The sequence below is a fragment of the Photobacterium gaetbulicola genome (genome assembly GCF_003025515.1).
Lineage (GTDB): Bacteria > Pseudomonadota > Gammaproteobacteria > Enterobacterales > Vibrionaceae > Photobacterium > Photobacterium gaetbulicola.
In genome coordinates, this window is the sequence record NZ_PYME01000015.1 from 42,135 (window position 1) to 58,729 (window position 16,595).

A 16,595-nucleotide genomic window follows, 5' to 3' on the forward strand; every position below is an offset into this window, starting at 1 on the left:
GGGAATGTGCTATGGAGACAGCCGCCAATTCAAAGACACTCAGTGACGGTCCAGATTGGACATTCGATTTATTGGATAAATACCACAAGGAAATCAAGCGGGTAGCAGAACACTACCGGCTTGATGCCTATCCCAATCAAATCGAGATCATCACTGCCGAACAGATGATGGATGCTTATTCCAGTATTGGTATGCCGATCAACTACCATCACTGGTCATTTGGTAAGCGTTTCATTGAAACCGAGCGGGGCTACAAGCACGGCCAGATGGGCCTTGCCTACGAAATTGTTATCAACTCCGATCCCTGTATTGCCTACCTGATGGAAGAAAATACCATCACCATGCAGGCATTGGTAATGGCCCATGCCTGTTATGGCCATAACTCGTTCTTTAAAGGCAATTACTTGTTCAAGACTTGGACGGATGCCAGTTCAATCATCGACTATTTACTGTTTGCCCGTAAATACATCACTGAATGTGAGGAAAAATACGGGGTCGATGAAGTTGAGAGACTCCTGGACTCTTGCCACGCCTTGATGAACTATGGCGTTGACCGATACAAGCGACCACAGAAGATCTCGATGGTCGAGGAAAAAGCACGTCAGAAAGCCCGGGAAGACTACCTGCAAACACAGGTTAACTCGTTGTGGCGAACTATTCCGGTCCAGCAAGAAGAGGAGGTCGAGGCCGAAGAAGTGCGATTCCCGGCCGAGCCACAGGAGAATATTCTCTACTTTATTGAAAAACATGCACCTTTATTGGAGCCATGGCAACGTGAAGTGGTCAGGATTGTCCGCAAGGTCAGCCAGTACTTCTACCCTCAAAAACAGACCCAGGTCATGAATGAAGGGTGGGCAACCTTCTGGCACTATACCATCCTCAACCACTTGTACGACGAAGGCCTGGTTACCGATCGGTTCATTATCGAGTTCTTGCACAGCCATACCAATGTAGTCGCCCAACCGGACTACAACAGCCCTTACTATAGCGGGATCAACCCCTATGCACTGGGCTTTGCCATGTTCCAGGACATCCGACGGATCTGTGAGAACCCCACCGAGGAAGACAAATACTGGTTCCCGGACATCGCCGGTAAGGACTGGCTAGATACACTCCACTTTGCGATGGAGAATTTCAAAGACGAAAGTTTTATTAGTCAATTCTTGTCTCCGAAGGTGATTCGTGACTTCAAACTGTTCGCGGTCAACGATGACGACCGCCACAACTATGTCGAAGTCAGTGCCATTCACAATGAGGAAGGCTACCGGGCTATTAGGGAGAAACTGTCGTCCCAATACAACCTCAGCAACAATGAGCCGAACATCCAAGTCTGGAATGTCGCACTGAAAGGTGACCGTTCACTAACCTTGCGCTATGTCCCACACAATCGTATCCCGTTAGCGAATAGCCACCAGGAAGTCTTGAAGCACCTGCACCGCTTGTGGGGCTTTGACGTCACCTTGGAGGAGGAGCTACCCGACGGCCGAACCCATATCTTGGGTACCTGCCCTAACCGTGCCCAGTACAATGCCGAGATCTGATCGTCTGTCTATTTAACCAAACAAGGGCAATTATCCGCCGACAAACGTTACACACACTTTAACATTTAGAAACAAAAAGGAGATGCCATGGCATCTCCTTTTTTTACAGTGTAGTGCTATCGGTGCTGATTACTGCTCTTCTTCGAACAAGTAACGGGCAATTTCAATACGGTTAGCATACCAAATCGCCCCACTCTCGCGACCATATTTGCGGATACGATCAGCGACCAGCTCAGGCTGATTGTTGTCACAGTAGGACTTCATGTCACGGTAGAACTCAAGAGCCAGCTCACACGCTTCTTTGGACATGAAATAATAACCGCCCACACGGGTGTATATTTTGCGTAGACCGTTAATTGTTAAGACATACAGGGTATTTCCCGACTTCGAGGCCAACCCCTGGAACATACGGTAGTCAAAGTAGTTAAACGCGCGAGCACGGCTAATGGCCTCACACAGTTCAGGTTCATCTTTACCGTATTTATCAACGATCTTTTTCACTTCCTGCATCAAGTCCGCTTTGTCTTCGCTTTGCTCAATGTAGTCAGCAAAACTATCGGCCTTCAACAGCGCTTCACATTCCTCGATGACATGGTTGATCAAAGCTGAGGACTCTTCAGGATTCCCCTTAACCGCGTAGCGCATGTATACACTGCTGATATCGGTACGGGCCGAAAGCAGATCTTCCAATACGCCCTGTACATCTTGGCCATCAAGTGTGATTAGGGTATCGAGGATACTAAGCCCCGAGGTATCCATGTAGTTGTTAACCCGGGTCGGTTTACCATGCTGGATTGTCAGCCAGCCATCACGAGCCAGGCGCTGCAGCACCTCACGAAGGGTTGTCCGTGTCACACCAATGAGCTCTGACAACTCTCGTTCTGCGGGAAGGATTGAGCCCTGGGGGAAGTGATTATTCCAGATACTCTCAATAATGTATTTCTCAGCAAATGTTGCTGGGCTATCAGCCTTTATAACCATCTGATCAGTTTTCCAGTTGCTTCTTGCTCTATTTTTATTAACTCATCATACCACCAGTCTTTACCTTATGCCTACCTAATTACCAAAAGAAGTATCTCGGCTGCTTATTTATAACCATGCACAATGGGGCGATTGATATGCACCCGGTATATCGGTACGGGCAAAAAATTGCTCAAAGTTCAGTCGAACTAAAATTTGACGAAGCTCAACGTAAAATGAAAATTGTAAGCATATATTTCAAAGCTACGTGAAAAATACCCATACAAGCCGTGTTTTGCGATGAATTTTCACAAACGTCAATAAGTTCATCTCTAAGCACTTGACTGCGATGGATCACGCGGTAGAGTTAGCACGTTTTCACTCTGGGAGCTGAACGGATGCTGCTGCCTGCTTTAAGTTAAACACCATCAAGGAAATGGTCTTTAGCTTAGAGGGTCTCAAAAGAACATTTAACCAGAACAATAACATAATGGTTATCCTGCTCTCGGACTTCAAAGGCAAGATAGCAACGCAGCTCATTATTAATAGTATTTGCGTATATCAAGAGACTCGGACACATGGCAATTTCGCTAAGGAACGCCTTTATAAAAAACTTCCTCGGTAAAGCACCGGACTGGTACAAAGTCGCCATCATTGCTTTCCTGATCATCAACCCCATAGTTTTCTTCCTGATTGACCCCTTCGTTGCCGGTTGGTTACTCGTTATCGAGTTTATTTTTACCTTGGCAATGGCATTGAAGTGCTACCCGTTACAGCCCGGTGGTCTGCTCGCCATTGAAGCGGTCGCAATTGGGATGACCAGCCCAGAAATGGTCAAGCATGAACTGGTTGCCAATATCGAAGTGTTATTGCTCTTGATCTTCATGGTTGCGGGTATCTACTTCATGAAGCAGTTGCTGCTTTATATCTTCACCAAGATATTGATCGGCATTCACTCCAAGACCCTGCTCTCGCTGTCATTCTGTGTCATGGCCGCTTTCCTGTCAGCCTTCCTTGATGCCCTGACCGTCATCGCCGTTGTCATCAGTGTGACCATTGGTTTCTACAGCATTTACCACAAGGTGGCTTCTGGCCAAGAACCGCACGCGTCGCACGACCACACCTCGGATAAGCATATCCTTGAAGTCAGCCGCGATGACTTGGAAAACTACCGAGCCTTCCTGCGCAGCCTGCTGATGCACGCCGGTATCGGTACCGCACTGGGTGGGGTGATGACCATGGTCGGTGAGCCGCAGAACCTGATCATCGCCGATCAGGCGGGCTGGCTCTTCGGTGAATTTATCATCCGCATGCTGCCAGTGACTTTGCCGGTTTTCCTGTGCGGAATCGTCACTTGTGTCTTGGTCGAGAAATTCCAGATTTGCGGTTACGGTGCTCGTCTGCCTGAAAACGTCCGCCGGATCTTGGTCGAGTTCGACAATGAAGAGCGCAAGAGCCGCACCAACCTCGACTATGCCAAACTGGTCGTTCAGGTTGTGATTGCGATTTGGCTTATCGTTGGCTTGGCGATGCACCTTGCGGCAGTAGGCCTGATCGGCCTGACTGTCATCATCCTCGCGACCTCCTTCACCGGTATTACCGACGAGCACGCGCTCGGCAAAGCCTTCGAAGAAGCCCTGCCATTTACCGCCCTATTGGCCGTATTCTTCTCCATTGTCGCGGTGATCATCGACCAGCACCTGTTTGCGCCTATCATTGAGATGGTGCTGAGCCTTGAAGGTAGCATGCAGATGACCATGTTCTACATTGCCAACGGTCTGCTTTCAATGGTGTCCGACAATGTGTTCGTCGGCACGGTATACATCAACGAAGTTAAGGCGGCACTGCTAAGCGGGATCATCACCCGCGAACAATTCGATATGCTGGCCGTGGCAATCAATACCGGTACCAACCTACCGTCTGTCGCGACACCAAATGGCCAGGCGGCATTCCTGTTTGCCTTGACGTCGGCACTGGCGCCGCTGATCCGCCTGTCCTACGGTCGCATGGTCTACATGGCGCTGCCATACACCCTCGTGCTGTCACTGGTTGGCCTGGCCTGTATCGAGTTCACGCTGGTACCGATGACCCAGTGGTTCTATGACCTCGGCTGGATCACACAGGGCGCCGTGGAGGCTGCTTCACAAATTGCGCCAGCGGTTGGCCATTAATTGAATTTTTCCAATCTCTGATTGTCTGTATTAAAGCCCTGAATCGTCAGGGCTTTATTGTATTTTTCGTTATTATTTGGTGCTAGTATTTAACTTTTAGCCTTTTCGTTTGATAGACATTGGCACTTTTGGGGTCATTATCGGCAATGGCTAAGTGCTAAATCTGCTCGCAATGGTGACGGTAAACCGTCCCTGAGCCGATTTAGCAGTTAACCTTTCAATCAGGAACACCGTATGTATTTTTTAAATACTTTTTCGAAGAGCCGCCTTTCGTGGGCGATCTTGCTGGCTTTCATTATCTTTTTTGAAGCCTGCGCCCTATTCTTTCAGCATGCCATGAAACTCGACCCGTGTGTCATGTGCATCTACGAGCGTGTTGCCATGATGGGGATTGGTTTTGCCGCTATCCTGGGCATGATTGCGCCGAGAAACAATTTCATTCGCTGGGCAGGATTGGCTGGCTGGGCCTACAGCTCCTACCAGGGGCTTGCCCTCGCTCAGGAGCATGTCGGCTACCAATTCCCTGAGTTTCCATGGTCAGCAACCTGTGCGCTGGATGTTAACTTCCCGGCCTGGGCTCCGCTCAACCAATGGGTACCCTGGATGTTCGAAGCCTCGGGGGATTGCGGAAAGATTGTATGGCAGTTCCTGGGGCTTTCAATGCCGCAGTGGCTGGAAATCATCTTTGCAGCCAACTTGGTGGCCGTGGCAATCATCGTCGTTGCCCAGTTCCTGGGCACCAAGAAAAACTAATCCCACTAACTTATTGCCCAGTCCACGACTGGGCAAGCGGTGATACCATTGACTGCCTGAAGAGGCCCTCCAACATTCGATGGTGTCGCCTTTCTTCTTTGCCGAGGTAACGGTAGAAGGACATCAGCTCGCGAGCGATAAGCGCACTACTGCCGAAGGTCGCTTCCAGCTGATAGGCTCGCCTGACGATCTGCGCGTTGATATTCCGGTTCTTCGGCAGCGCATGGTTGTACGTTTCAACGGCATTAACCCTTTTGAGTACACTTTTCATGTAAGGCAAATGCTTAAGGTAATTCTTCTGTGCTAAGCCGTTGATATGGGGTATCGAAAGATAGCAGTCCCTTTCAGCCAACAGGTCGAGGTAATAGTCAACTCCCCTGGTCGTCCTCCTTGCCCGGTAACAGTGCTTGTTCTTTTCGACATCCTCGATATAAAAGGCCTCCAGCTGATCGAGGGTTCTGAAATAAACCAGAAGCTCGAAACCATCCTCGCAAACCAGTTCAATTCCCGGCACATTATTCATCCCTCTTTCGCAAGCGGCGATCGCACCACGGATGTCATTGTGATCCGTCACCGATATCAGATGCGTGTTCCCTGATAAAACAGCCAGTATAGAAGGTGGGATGATGACTCCCTGTGATGCTGTGGTATGCAAATGGAAATCAAAATAGATAAATTTCCCCCTCGCCTGGTAGTCAAAGAAGTCAGAGAAAAACTCAGATAGCTGATCAAACTCAATCATAATATCCTGCCTCCTCCTTAAAGATAGGAGAATCCCTCTTATTTGAAAAAGGGAACGCATAGGTACAAGCGACACCCCAATAGTAAGTCAGTAAATTGTGCAATTGGTTAGTATACTTAGCGTTATGTTTTCGATGCCGGATCAGCGAATGCTATGAATGATTTTCCCTCTAAGAAGGCCAATCAACCACGCAAGACGGCAATCTCGGCTCGCCATTCAGCCCACTCCGGGCAGGTGACGGCAGCCTCCAAACTCGAGGCCACCGAGCTGTTCCACCCCTGCGATCCTGACCTGTTTGATTTTGAAACAACAGAGGATATCGAGCCGACTGACTGTCCGGTGGGGCTCGAACGCGCCGTCGAAGCGATCAAAATCGGGATCGGGATCCCTGCCAAAGGCTTCAATATCTTCGTCATGGGTTCGGCGGGGCTTGGCAAGCACTCGATAACCGAACAGCTGCTGGCCCGGCACCTCGACAAAGACAAGCCGCTTTCTGACTGGTGCTATGTCAACAACTTCAGCAACAGCAATCACCCGATAGCCCTCGAGCTGCCTGCGGGGATGGGGACACGCCTAAAACAGTGCCTCACCCTGCTTATTGAGGAGCTCAGAAAAACCATCCCTTCCTTGCTGCAAAATGAAGAATACATTCACCATACCGACAAACTGCAGAATGAACTCAATGACATGGAAATCAATGCGTTCCAGTCAATAGAAAAAGTCGCCAAAGAAAAGAGCTGCATCCTCAAGCGCTCGCGCAACGGCTATGTCATTCATCCGGTCAAGGACGGCAAGGTGATTAGCAAAGAAGAGTTCGCCAAGCTCCCCAAAGAAAAGCAAAAGGTGATCGACCAGGCGATCGACGAGTTGAGGCTGATGCTGGTCAACCTGCTAAAACAGGTACCTCTTTGGGATCAGGAGATGAGAAATAAAAAGGAGAAGCTGGAAAAGGAGTTCGTGGCCAGTACCCTCGACTACCTTATCGACCAGCTCCCCGACGACCTCATGACTATCGATTGCGTGGCACGCCATACCACAGCCCTCAGGCAGCACGTGCTCAATAACATCCCCCTGTTCAACGGTAGCCTAGAAACCGAAGTTAACGAGTACACCGGGCAAAAGCTCAGCTTCAGCCCCTTTACTGCCTATGACGTCAATATCATTATCGACAATAGCCAGCACCAGTCCCCCCCGGTCATCTACGAAGACAACCCGACCTATGCCAACTTAATTGGCCGGATCGAGCACAAGGGCGAGCTCGGTACCTTCATCACCAACTTTACCCTGATCAAGCCCGGCGCTTTCCACCGCGCCAACGGCGGTTACCTCATACTCGATGTTATCCAGCTGCTCAATAAGCCTTTCGTCTGGGATCTGTTCAAACGGACGCTACAATCCGGCGAGATCAAGCTTCAGCCCCTGGAACAGCAGCTCAGTGTCACAGCCCTTTCAAGCTTGGAGCCCGATGCAATCCCGATAGATATTAAAGTCATTCTGATCGGCGATCGCATGACCTACTACCTACTCAAGCGCTACGACCCTGACTTCGGCCAGTTGTTCAACATCCAGGCCGACTGTGCTGAAGAAATCAACCGCACCTCGGGATCGTGCCAGCTCTATGCCGGCTTTATCCGCTCGCTGCAGGCCGAGGCATGTACCCGTCACCTTGATCGCGCGGCGGTAGCCATGCTGGTCGAATACGCCGCCCGGCAAGTTGAAGACGGGGAAAAAATGACCCTGCACCGAGACACACTTAACGGGATCATTATTGAGGCAAACTACTGGGCCCAGCAGCACGACTATCCGCTGATCACCGCCGCTGCGATTGAGCAAGCTATTGAGGCCCGCGAGTATCGGCGTAGCTACCTCAAAGAATGCATTACCGATAATATCCACCGCGGTATCAGCCAGATTGAAACCCAGGGGGCAACCATAGGCCAGGTAAACGGCCTGTCGGTCATTGCGCTTGATGACAGCTTGTTCGGCCGTCCCAGCCGGATCACTGCAACCGTCCACCTCGGTACCAGCAGTATTATCGATATTGAGCGGGAAGTGGATCTGAGTGGCCCAAGCCATTCCAAAGGGGTAATGATATTGACGTCTTTTCTGCGCGAACAATACGAACAACAGCAACCGTTGGCGTTTTCGGCCACCCTCACCTTCGAGCAATCCTACGGAATGGTAGACGGAGACAGTGCGTCGGCGGCCGAGCTGTGCGCCCTGCTCTCCGCCATCGCCCAAGTCCCGATCAAGCAAAACATCGCCGTAACCGGAGCCATCGACCAACATGGCAACATTGAAGCTATCGGTGGCGTCAACGAAAAAATTGAAGGCTTCTATGATATCTGCAGTGCCAGCGGCCTGACCGGCGATCAGGGCGTGATCATTCCTCAAACCAACACCGTCCACCTGATGGTGAACCAAAAAGTGCGCCATGCTGTGGCCGAGCAGCTGTTCCATATCTGGACCGTCGAGCATGTCAATCAAGTCATGACTCTGCTCACAGGGCTGCCGATGGGCCAGCCCAACAGCAAAAAGCAGTATCCGCCCAACAGCATCAATGGCGCAATTGCTGCCCGCATCAAGCAGATGAACAAGGCCCTGGGCAAAACGGGGAATGCAGGAAGAGGGCCAGCAAAGCGGTGAGGTGAGTAATCCCTTAAGCGAAAGGCGCTTGGATTAAGCTAGACTTTCTACTTATTGCCAAGCTGTTTTTAGCTGTTACCGGAAGGAAATTTCATGAAGGTTTCACTGTTAACATTTATGCTGTGCTCTATTTGCGTTACTGCTTCGGCGACAACGCCGCCCAAACCTCTCGCAGATACCATCTATGTCGGCGGGGAGATCATTACAGTTAACGACGCTGCCCCAACCTCCGAGGCTATAGCGGTTAAAAATGGTCGAATATTAGCTGTCGGTAGTGAATCAGAACTCATGAAATTACGAGATAAAAATACACGAGTGGTTGATTTAGAAGGGAAAACCATGATCCCTGGCTTTATTGACGCCCACGGTCACGTCTTTAATACTGGCATTCAGGCCCTCTCTGCCAACTTACTTGCCGCTCCGGACGGTGCAGTTAATGACATCGCTTCCTTGCAAGAAGAGCTCAAATCTTGGGCCGCCAAACCCGAAAACAGCAAACACGGCATTATTCTAGGCTTTGGCTATGATGATTCGCAGCTAAAAGAGCAAAGGCATCCTACTCGCCAAGAATTGGATGAGGTATCTAAAGATCTTCCGGTGCTGATTATTCACCAATCGGGGCACTTGGCTACGTTGAATACCAAAGCATTGGAACTGGCAGGTCTGACGGCACAGAGTACAGACCCGGATGGGGGGAAAATTCGTCGTGAGAGTGACGGCGCAACTCCCAACGGAGTGCTGGAAGAGACGGCCTTCTTTGGTACATTGCTACCGATGTTCGCCAAACTAAGCGCGAAAGAAAACGAAGTGATTTTCAGAGCGGGGATAGATCTCTACGCGAGCTTTGGTTACACCACGGCTCAGGAAGGCCGAGCTTCTACATCGGCAGTTAAAACCATGTACGACCTTGCTCAACGTGAAAAGCTTCCTATCGACGTGGCAGCCTACCCTGATATTCAAGTGGCGCAGGACGTTATCTCCCCTCCTTACTATTCGGCTGAGTACTCAAATGGATTTCGGGTTGCGGGTGCAAAACTCAACCTTGATGGCTCTCCGCAAGGTAAAACCGCATGGCTAACAGAGCCTTACCTTGTTCCACCTGTCGGTCAGGAGAAAGGGTACAAAGGCTATCCAAGTATGAGTGACGAAAAAGCGGCAGAGCTTATTGAGCTAGCACACACAAATGGATGGCAGCTACTCACGCATGTCAACGGCGATGCTGCCATCGATCAACTGCTCAATGGTATTGAAGCGAGCGAGAAAAAACATGGCGTCCCAGACCGAGGCTTTGTGGCTATCCATGCCCAAACCGCCCGTAAAGATCAAGTTGAAAGGTTCAAGCGCTTGGGCGTCTTCCCTTCATTTTTCCCCATGCACACCTTCTACTGGGGAGATTGGCACATGAATTCCGTTTTAGGTAAAGCGCGGGCAGAAAATATCTCCCCAACCGGCTGGGCACGAGACTTGGGAATGATTTACACCTCACACCATGATTCTCCAGTCGCTCTGCCTAACTCAATGCGTGTTTACTCAGCGACGGTGAATCGTGTAAGTCGTACCGGCCATGTGCTGGGGCCCAAGCAACGAGTATCGGCGCTTGATGGATTAAAAGCGCAAACATTATGGGCTGCCACACAATACAAGGAAGAGCAAAATAAAGGTTCATTGGAAGTGGGGAAACTCGCAGACTTCACCATTCTGTCTGCAAATCCATTAACCGCCAAGCCTGAAACACTGGCCGACATCAAGGTGCTTGAAACGATAAAAGAAGATCAAACCGTTTACTCAAGTGATCACAAGGTAGCTGCAGGAAGCTGCATAAGTTCAACACGTTGCCAGGCCATTGCAGCGACGGCAATGATTTCAGCAGGGTTATTGCATCATTCACACTAAGTGCATCGGTTAAACGGGAGTTATTGGTTTCAATAAACTCCAGGTATAAAAAAAGACGTCCTCTAAGACGTCTTTTTTCAAGAAGATGGCGGTGAGGGAGGGATTCGAACCCTCGATACGTTGCCGTATACACACTTTCCAGGCGTGCTCCTTCAGCCACTCGGACACCTCACCAAATTGTAGGTCAAGGCATGTCGCCTCAACAGGGTCGCTACTATAGTGGCTGAGGCGCTAAAGGTCAACAAAAAACACAGCACAATCAATCAAGTGCTCACAATTACAGCAAACATCATGATTTACCGGTGAACAGTGCCACCATCTTCACGACCCTGTTACAATACTTCGTATAAATCGTGTTCTTCCAGCGACAGCCTTGCGTTGGACCAACCCAGATATCAAATATACGAGAGCGAATTATGTCTTCTTCTTTACGCACACTGCTGGCGAATCCGCAATTGGCCCAACAGTTACTATCTGAAGCCCAGACCCGTGGTTTTGTGACCGCAATGGCGGCAGCCCCTCACCTGATCAACCCGTCAGAATGGCTAGCATTCATGTGGGGTGGCGAAGAGACTTCACCTTTTGCCAGCCAGGAAGAGCTGGAAGCCTACGCCAATGCGATTGTTGAACTGTGGAACGAAAGCCGCGAATCTCTGCTGGACGGTAGCTGGCAGTGGCCGGAAGGTTGTGCGCTGGATGACAAAGAACTGGTGTCAACAGAAACCCGTGAGTTTGCCGAAGGGCTTCTTCAGGGCTGGCAGCTATCCCGCGATGACTGGGAAACCATTATGCCAGAAGAAAGCGAAAACAACGCTCTGCTTGGCGGCGTACTGCTGTGCTTCAGCCTGCTGTACGATCCGGAGAATGCAATGGAGGCCCTGTCCCAGGAAGGCGCCGATGGCCTGGCCCAGTTCGAGGAGATCTTCACCTCGGTCCCTACCATGTTATCTGGCCTGACAATCCGCGCCTACCAGCTGGTTAGCAAAGGCGACGAAGAAGCATAATCAGTGATTCGACAAGCAAAAGGCGGTAACCACAGTTACCGCCTTTTTTCTAGCGGGCGAAGAGCGAGCGCGAATGCCCCCGCTGGTAGCGGTAAATCATCACGGCGACCGGAATATTCATCAACACCCCATATAGCAGGGGTGTCAGTGCCAGCTCTGGTTGCTTAAGCTGTACCACCGCGACAAAGATCGCGGTCCCGGCATTTTGGATCCCCACTTCGATTGCCAGAGTCTTGGTCAATACCTCCCCCCCTTTAAGCCAAAAGGCAACGACTACACCCAGCGCCATACCCAACAGGCATAGGGCAATGGCAACGACAGAAACCGTGGAGAACAACTGCTGGAACACCTTAGTGTTGGCCGCTAAGGTAATTGCAACCGTGAACATCAACACCCAAATCGACGAACGCCCAGCCCATTTAGCAAAACGCCCATACCCCTTGCCGCGGCAAAAATGATGACACAGCATGCCGATAGAAACGGGGACCAAGGTAACCATCACCAACTGCAAAATAGCCGTTTTCAACGGCAGTACCAACTGGCTATCACTAAGCACCACGGGAAGTAGTAGAGGTAGGCTAAAAGGGATGATCAAGCTACTCACTGCGGTCATTGAAATGGAAAGCGCGGTATTTCCGCCGCACAAGTGGGTGATCACGTTGGACGATGCCCCACCCGGTGCCAATGCCAGGAGCCACAGGCCAACAGCGACGACTTCCGGCAAACCAAGAAAATGGATCAAGGTCAGGGCAATCAGTGGTAAGCCGATCAACTGGGCTGCCAATCCGGAAATTATAACCCGCGGATAACGCCCTACTCGCTTGAAGTCAGCCAAAGACAGCGTCAAACCGACACAATACATCATCCAAGCCAGCGCAATGGGCAAGGCGACCGTAAGCATTGTCTGTCCCACAGAAAATCTCCTTTATCAAAAAGTTGATTCTAACCAAATATGAGCTTTGTTACATAAAAAAGAGCGACCTAGGGTCGCTCTTTTTTGGCAGAGATGGCATTACGCGTTGCCTTTCACGCTGGCCTGCAGCTGGGCCGCAAAGTCCAGCATACGGTTGAGCGGGATCAGCGACTTTTCACGCAGCGATTCATCAACAAAGATTTCGTGCTGCTCGCCACCTTCTCGCAAGCCCTGCTCGATCGCTTTGAGGCCATTCATCGCCATCCACGGACAGTGGGCACAGCTACGGCATGTGGCACCGGCACCGGCTGTCGGCGCTTCAATCAGCTCTTTGCCCGGCACCATTTGTTGCATCTTGAAGAAGATGCCCTTGTCCGTAGCCACAATCAGCTGCTGGTTAGGCAGCTCTTTAGCCGCTTTGATCAGCTGGCTGGTCGAGCCTACCGCATCCGCCAGGGCCACAACACTGGCTGGGGATTCTGGATGTACCAAAATCGCGGCATCCGGATACAAGTGTTTCATGTCACGCAAGGCTTTGGCCGAGAACTCGTCATGAACCACACATTCACCCTGCCACAACAGCATTTCGGCACCGGTTTGTTTCTGGATGTACGAACCTAAGTGACGGTCGGGACCCCAGATAATTTTCTTATCTTCGCTGTCTAGGTGCTCAACAATTTCCAGCGCGATACTCGAGGTCACCACCCAGTCGGCACGGGCTTTTACCGCGGCGGAGGTGTTGGCGTAAACTACAACGGTATGGTCTGGATGGGCATCACAGAACTTGCTGAACTCATCAATCGGACAGCCGAGGTCTAGCGAACACTCCGCTTCCAGGGTCGGCATCAATACTCGCTTTTCCGGGGTCAGGATCTTGGCTGACTCACCCATGAAGCGTACGCCACAGATCACCAGCGTCTTGGCCGGGTGCTGGTTACCGAACTTGGCCATTTCCAGCGAGTCACCAACGAACCCTCCGGTCTCTTCCGCCAGCGCCTGGATTTCAGGATCGGTATAGTAGTGGGCCACCAGCACTGCATCTTTTTCCTTCAGCAGTGCCTTGATTTTTGCCTTGTACGCCTGCTGCTCATCAGCGCTTAGCGGAATTGGCTTAGGTGGAAACGGGTAAACCATTTCAGAGGGATCAAATGTTAGACTCATAGCTCGGTTGCTCTATTGCTGTCCATGTACAATCCGCGCATTATACACCGCAAACGTTCAAATAGCATGGATCAAAAAAGGCCGGTCAACCGGCCTTTTGCAATCCATCCGAGCAAACGCTTAGAGTTTGTCGAGGTTACTTTGCGCCTGACGCGAACTGGTTGAGTTCGGATAGGCGGAAATAACTTGCTGGTAGTATTGCTTCGCCTCTGCGGTTTTCTTGCTTCGCTCGGCAATAATACCGAGTTTCAGCAACGCATCAGCTCGCTTATTGGACTTCTCAAAACTGGCCACCGCGGTGAATTGCTCTGCCGCTTCGGGGAGTTGGTTTTGCGTGAAGTAAAGCTGACCAAGCCAGTAATGGGCATTCGGCTTGTAGCTTGATTCAGGGTAGGTCGTAAGAAAGCTTTTGAACGCAGTGATCGCGCCGGTGTAATCCTTCTCCTTCAAGATCAGGTTCACGGCTGATTCATACGCTTCGTTCTCACTCACATTGCTGGAGTAGACTTCGCTACTGGCCTTTTCTGATGATTTTTCTTCAGCCGGCTTAGCTTGAGGCTGACGACTGAGGGCATCAATCTCACGATAGAGCTCGCGCTGACGCTCAAGCATCTGGCTTAAATCGTAGCTGTTCCTTTCTACGATACCTCGTAGCTCATCCATTTCGGTTGCCAGCTGATCCAGTTGCCGTTGCATATCCAACTGCACCTGGTTGCGAGCCTCAATCATCCTTTCCAGACGTTCCAGGCTATCGCCCTGCGCACTGCTACCGCTAATTTCAGTAACAGGAGCAGGTGCGGCGACCACCTGGGTCGCCGCACCAACCAGCAACGTAAATGCGAGCTTGCGCATTGTGTTACTGTTCATCGTAATTACCTATGATGGCTTAGTAAACCAGAACCGAACGACGGTTCTTGGCGTAGTCAGCTTCAGTGTGGCCTAGAACTAGAGGCTTTTCTTCACCGTAGCTAACAATTGAGATCTGGCTTGCAGATACGCCTAGCGCCTGAAGGTACTTAGCAACTGCGTTTGCACGGCGCTCACCTAGAGCGATGTTGTACTCTGGCGTACCGCGCTCATCCGCGTGACCTTCAACAATCACTTTAACTTCCGCGTTGTCGCGAAGGTATTCAGCGTGTGCAGTTAGCATGTCCTGGTAGTCAGGCTGGATTTCAGCATTGTCAAACTTGAAGTAGATAGTTTGCTCTTGACGTAGCTGCTGACTGCGAAGCTCCTGCTCAGAAAGTACTGGCTCTTGCTCAACCGGTGAGGTTACTACCGTAGATTGCTCAGTTGTTGAACCTGTGTTGGTCTCTGACGCCGCTGAGCTATCAGTGCTTTCGCTTGAGCTACACGCCGCTAGAGTGAACATTGGCAGCGCAATTGCCAAACCCTTTAAAACTTTGTTCAGTTGCATTTTATTTTCCTTTTTATATTACGAGTTGCAGCTAACTTAGAGGAAAGGTCCCCAGGCAGGAGCCCTCACCCGCCCGTTAGTTGCAGGTAATCTTGCTTTAAATCGCCCATCAATCGACACTAGTGACAGCTCGTTGGACTTGTTATTGACCGAGCTGTAAATCACCATACCGCCATTTGGCGCAATGCTTGGTGATTCATCCAAAAATGTCTTGGTCAGTACCTGTACGGCATTGGTTTTCAAATCTTGCTTGGCAATGTTGTAGCCAGAATCAGACCGATTCACCATAATCAGGTAGCGGCCATCAGGCGTCAATTGACCACCGAGGTTCTGACTTCCTTGCCAAGTCAGGCGCTTCGTCGAACCGTCAGCTAAATTTACTCTATAAATCTGTGGGTTACCACCTCTGTCTGAGGTAAAAATCAAAGAGTCGCCGCTCGGATCCCAAAATGCCTCGGTATTGTTCGCGCGGCCACGGGTGATCTGCTTCAATTCCTTGGTTTCCAGGTCTTTGATATAGATCTGCAAGCTGCCGCTCTTCGACAACACAATCGCCAGCTTCTTGCCATCTGGCGAGAAACGCGGGTTGCCGTTATGGCGCGGGAACGACGTCACCATTTCACGGGTACCCTTGTAGATATCCATGATAAAGATCTGCGCCTGCTGGTTCTCGAAGCTGACGTAGGCCAACTTGCTGCCATCCGGCGACCAAGACGGCGACATCAACGGTTGCTGTGATTTCAGCACCAAGCGCTCGTTGAAGCCATCGTAGTCGGCCACGCGCAGCTGGTACGGATACTGGGCCTTGTCATCAATCACCACATAGGCGATGCGGGTCAGGAACGCCCCTTTCTCGCCCGTCAGCCTTTCGTACACAATATCTGAGATACGGTGGGCATAATGGCGCAGGCGTGACTCTTTCACCGTAGCCCGGTTGTTGATCATCAAGTGATCCTTGGTCAGCACCAGTTCGCCGTTTTCCAAGCCGCGGCTCTGGCCGCTGGTCAGCTGGCCGCGAACCACGTCGATCAGCTGGTAGCTGATGACATAGTTACCCTGCTCGTTCATAGTCACCGTACCGGTCACCAAGGCATCGACGCCCATTGATGTCCAGGCGTTATAATCGACTTGGTCTTCGCTCGCGGGGGTTTGCGGCATACTGCTGGTCGCGACCGGCGAAAACTTACCGCTTCGGCGCAAATCAGACGCAATGACCGCCGAGATATCGGTCGGCATCTGACCGGCCCCTTCCCACTTGAACGGCACCACACCGATCGGACGGGCCGAGTCCACCCCTTCGGTGATCACCAATTCCAGCTCTGCCTGTGCGATTTGGCTGAAACTCAACAGTGCCACGCACAAGCCCATTAACCAACGTTTCATCATTATTCCTT

The 16,595-nt window shown here is 50.9% G+C and carries 13 protein-coding genes and 1 tRNA gene; 6 read left to right on the plus strand and 8 right to left on the minus strand.

What is annotated here, in order from left to right; genetic code table 11:
* The first annotated feature begins 11 nt into the window (after positions 1 to 11).
* Positions 12 to 1,541, plus strand: coding sequence for a SpoVR family protein (locus C9J03_RS14220; protein ID WP_039459175.1), 1,530 nt, complete (start codon positions 12 to 14; stop codon positions 1,539 to 1,541).
* A gap of 129 nt (positions 1,542 to 1,670) precedes the next feature.
* On the opposite strand, the gene fadR is transcribed toward C9J03_RS14220, so the two are convergent.
* A complete protein-coding gene (fadR, locus tag C9J03_RS14225) occupies positions 1,671 to 2,522 on the minus strand; it encodes a fatty acid metabolism transcriptional regulator FadR (RefSeq protein ID WP_044622863.1) in 852 nt (283 codons plus the stop codon).
* A 557-nt stretch (positions 2,523 to 3,079) separates the two neighbouring features.
* Between fadR and nhaB the strand changes: the two genes are divergently transcribed.
* The gene (gene nhaB / locus C9J03_RS14230) at positions 3,080 to 4,672 is read left to right on the plus strand and encodes a Na(+)/H(+) antiporter NhaB (protein WP_044622862.1); all 1,593 of its coding nucleotides are present in this window, start codon (positions 3,080 to 3,082) and stop codon (positions 4,670 to 4,672) included.
* 234 nt (positions 4,673 to 4,906) lie between these two features.
* A complete protein-coding gene (gene dsbB / locus C9J03_RS14235) occupies positions 4,907 to 5,425 on the plus strand; it encodes a disulfide bond formation protein DsbB (protein WP_044622861.1) in 519 nt (172 codons plus the stop codon).
* A 10-nt stretch (positions 5,426 to 5,435) separates the two neighbouring features.
* Here the strand turns inward: dsbB and C9J03_RS14240 are convergent, their stop codons facing one another.
* Complete coding sequence (locus C9J03_RS14240) at positions 5,436 to 6,167, minus strand: PHP domain-containing protein (protein ID WP_044622860.1); 732 nt, start codon at positions 6,165 to 6,167, stop codon at positions 5,436 to 5,438.
* Between the two features lie 153 nt (positions 6,168 to 6,320).
* On the opposite strand from C9J03_RS14240, the gene C9J03_RS14245 reads away from it, so the two are divergent.
* Positions 6,321 to 8,813 carry a Lon protease family protein gene (locus C9J03_RS14245; RefSeq protein ID WP_052829730.1) on the plus strand — a complete coding sequence of 831 codons (2,493 nt, stop codon included), beginning with the start codon at positions 6,321 to 6,323 and terminating at the stop codon, positions 8,811 to 8,813.
* 93 nt (positions 8,814 to 8,906) lie between these two features.
* A complete protein-coding gene (locus C9J03_RS14250) occupies positions 8,907 to 10,706 on the plus strand; it encodes an amidohydrolase (RefSeq protein WP_044622859.1) in 1,800 nt (599 codons plus the stop codon).
* Positions 10,707 to 10,792: 86 nt separating this feature from the next.
* Here C9J03_RS14250 and C9J03_RS14255 read toward each other — a convergent pair.
* Positions 10,793 to 10,880 (minus strand) — tRNA-Ser (locus C9J03_RS14255).
* Between the two features lie 242 nt (positions 10,881 to 11,122).
* On the opposite strand from C9J03_RS14255, the gene C9J03_RS14260 reads away from it, so the two are divergent.
* A complete protein-coding gene (locus C9J03_RS14260) occupies positions 11,123 to 11,710 on the plus strand; it encodes a UPF0149 family protein (protein WP_044622858.1) in 588 nt (195 codons plus the stop codon).
* A 49-nt stretch (positions 11,711 to 11,759) separates the two neighbouring features.
* On the opposite strand, the gene C9J03_RS14265 is transcribed toward C9J03_RS14260, so the two are convergent.
* The 5 genes from C9J03_RS14265 to tolB form a co-directional block, all read right to left on the minus strand.
* The gene (locus C9J03_RS14265; protein ID WP_044622857.1) at positions 11,760 to 12,623 is read right to left on the minus strand and encodes a bile acid:sodium symporter family protein; all 864 of its coding nucleotides are present in this window, start codon (positions 12,621 to 12,623) and stop codon (positions 11,760 to 11,762) included.
* A gap of 99 nt (positions 12,624 to 12,722) precedes the next feature.
* Positions 12,723 to 13,784, minus strand: coding sequence for a quinolinate synthase NadA (nadA, locus tag C9J03_RS14270; RefSeq protein WP_039459159.1), 1,062 nt, complete (start codon positions 13,782 to 13,784; stop codon positions 12,723 to 12,725).
* A gap of 120 nt (positions 13,785 to 13,904) precedes the next feature.
* On the minus strand, positions 13,905 to 14,651 hold the full coding sequence (gene ybgF / locus C9J03_RS14275; protein WP_044622856.1) for a tol-pal system protein YbgF: 747 nt from the start codon (positions 14,649 to 14,651) through the stop codon (positions 13,905 to 13,907).
* A 19-nt stretch (positions 14,652 to 14,670) separates the two neighbouring features.
* On the minus strand, positions 14,671 to 15,201 hold the full coding sequence (pal, locus tag C9J03_RS14280; protein ID WP_039459151.1) for a peptidoglycan-associated lipoprotein Pal: 531 nt from the start codon (positions 15,199 to 15,201) through the stop codon (positions 14,671 to 14,673).
* Between the two features lie 36 nt (positions 15,202 to 15,237).
* A complete protein-coding gene (gene tolB, locus C9J03_RS14285) occupies positions 15,238 to 16,587 on the minus strand; it encodes a Tol-Pal system beta propeller repeat protein TolB (RefSeq protein ID WP_044622855.1) in 1,350 nt (449 codons plus the stop codon).
* Positions 16,588 to 16,595: the final 8 nt, after the last annotated feature.

Excerpts from the sequence above, each read along its gene's own strand:
- C9J03_RS14260 (WP_044622858.1), top strand. The coding sequence starts at position 11,123 with ATGTCTTCTTCTTTACGCACACTGCTGGCGAATCCGCAATTGGCCCAA.
- C9J03_RS14245 (WP_052829730.1), top strand. The coding sequence starts at position 6,321 with ATGAATGATTTTCCCTCTAAGAAGGCCAATCAACCACGCAAGACGGCA.
- C9J03_RS14240 (WP_044622860.1), bottom strand. The coding sequence starts at position 6,167 with ATGATTGAGTTTGATCAGCTATCTGAGTTTTTCTCTGACTTCTTTGAC.
- pal (WP_039459151.1), bottom strand. The coding sequence starts at position 15,201 with ATGCAACTGAACAAAGTTTTAAAGGGTTTGGCAATTGCGCTGCCAATG.
- C9J03_RS14220 (WP_039459175.1), top strand. The coding sequence starts at position 12 with ATGGAGACAGCCGCCAATTCAAAGACACTCAGTGACGGTCCAGATTGG.
- fadR (WP_044622863.1), bottom strand. The coding sequence starts at position 2,522 with ATGGTTATAAAGGCTGATAGCCCAGCAACATTTGCTGAGAAATACATT.
- dsbB (WP_044622861.1), top strand. The coding sequence starts at position 4,907 with ATGTATTTTTTAAATACTTTTTCGAAGAGCCGCCTTTCGTGGGCGATC.
- nhaB (WP_044622862.1), top strand. The coding sequence starts at position 3,080 with ATGGCAATTTCGCTAAGGAACGCCTTTATAAAAAACTTCCTCGGTAAA.
- tolB (WP_044622855.1), bottom strand. The coding sequence starts at position 16,587 with ATGATGAAACGTTGGTTAATGGGCTTGTGCGTGGCACTGTTGAGTTTC.
- ybgF (WP_044622856.1), bottom strand. The coding sequence starts at position 14,651 with ATGAACAGTAACACAATGCGCAAGCTCGCATTTACGTTGCTGGTTGGT.
- C9J03_RS14250 (WP_044622859.1), top strand. The coding sequence starts at position 8,907 with ATGAAGGTTTCACTGTTAACATTTATGCTGTGCTCTATTTGCGTTACT.
- nadA (WP_039459159.1), bottom strand. The coding sequence starts at position 13,784 with ATGAGTCTAACATTTGATCCCTCTGAAATGGTTTACCCGTTTCCACCT.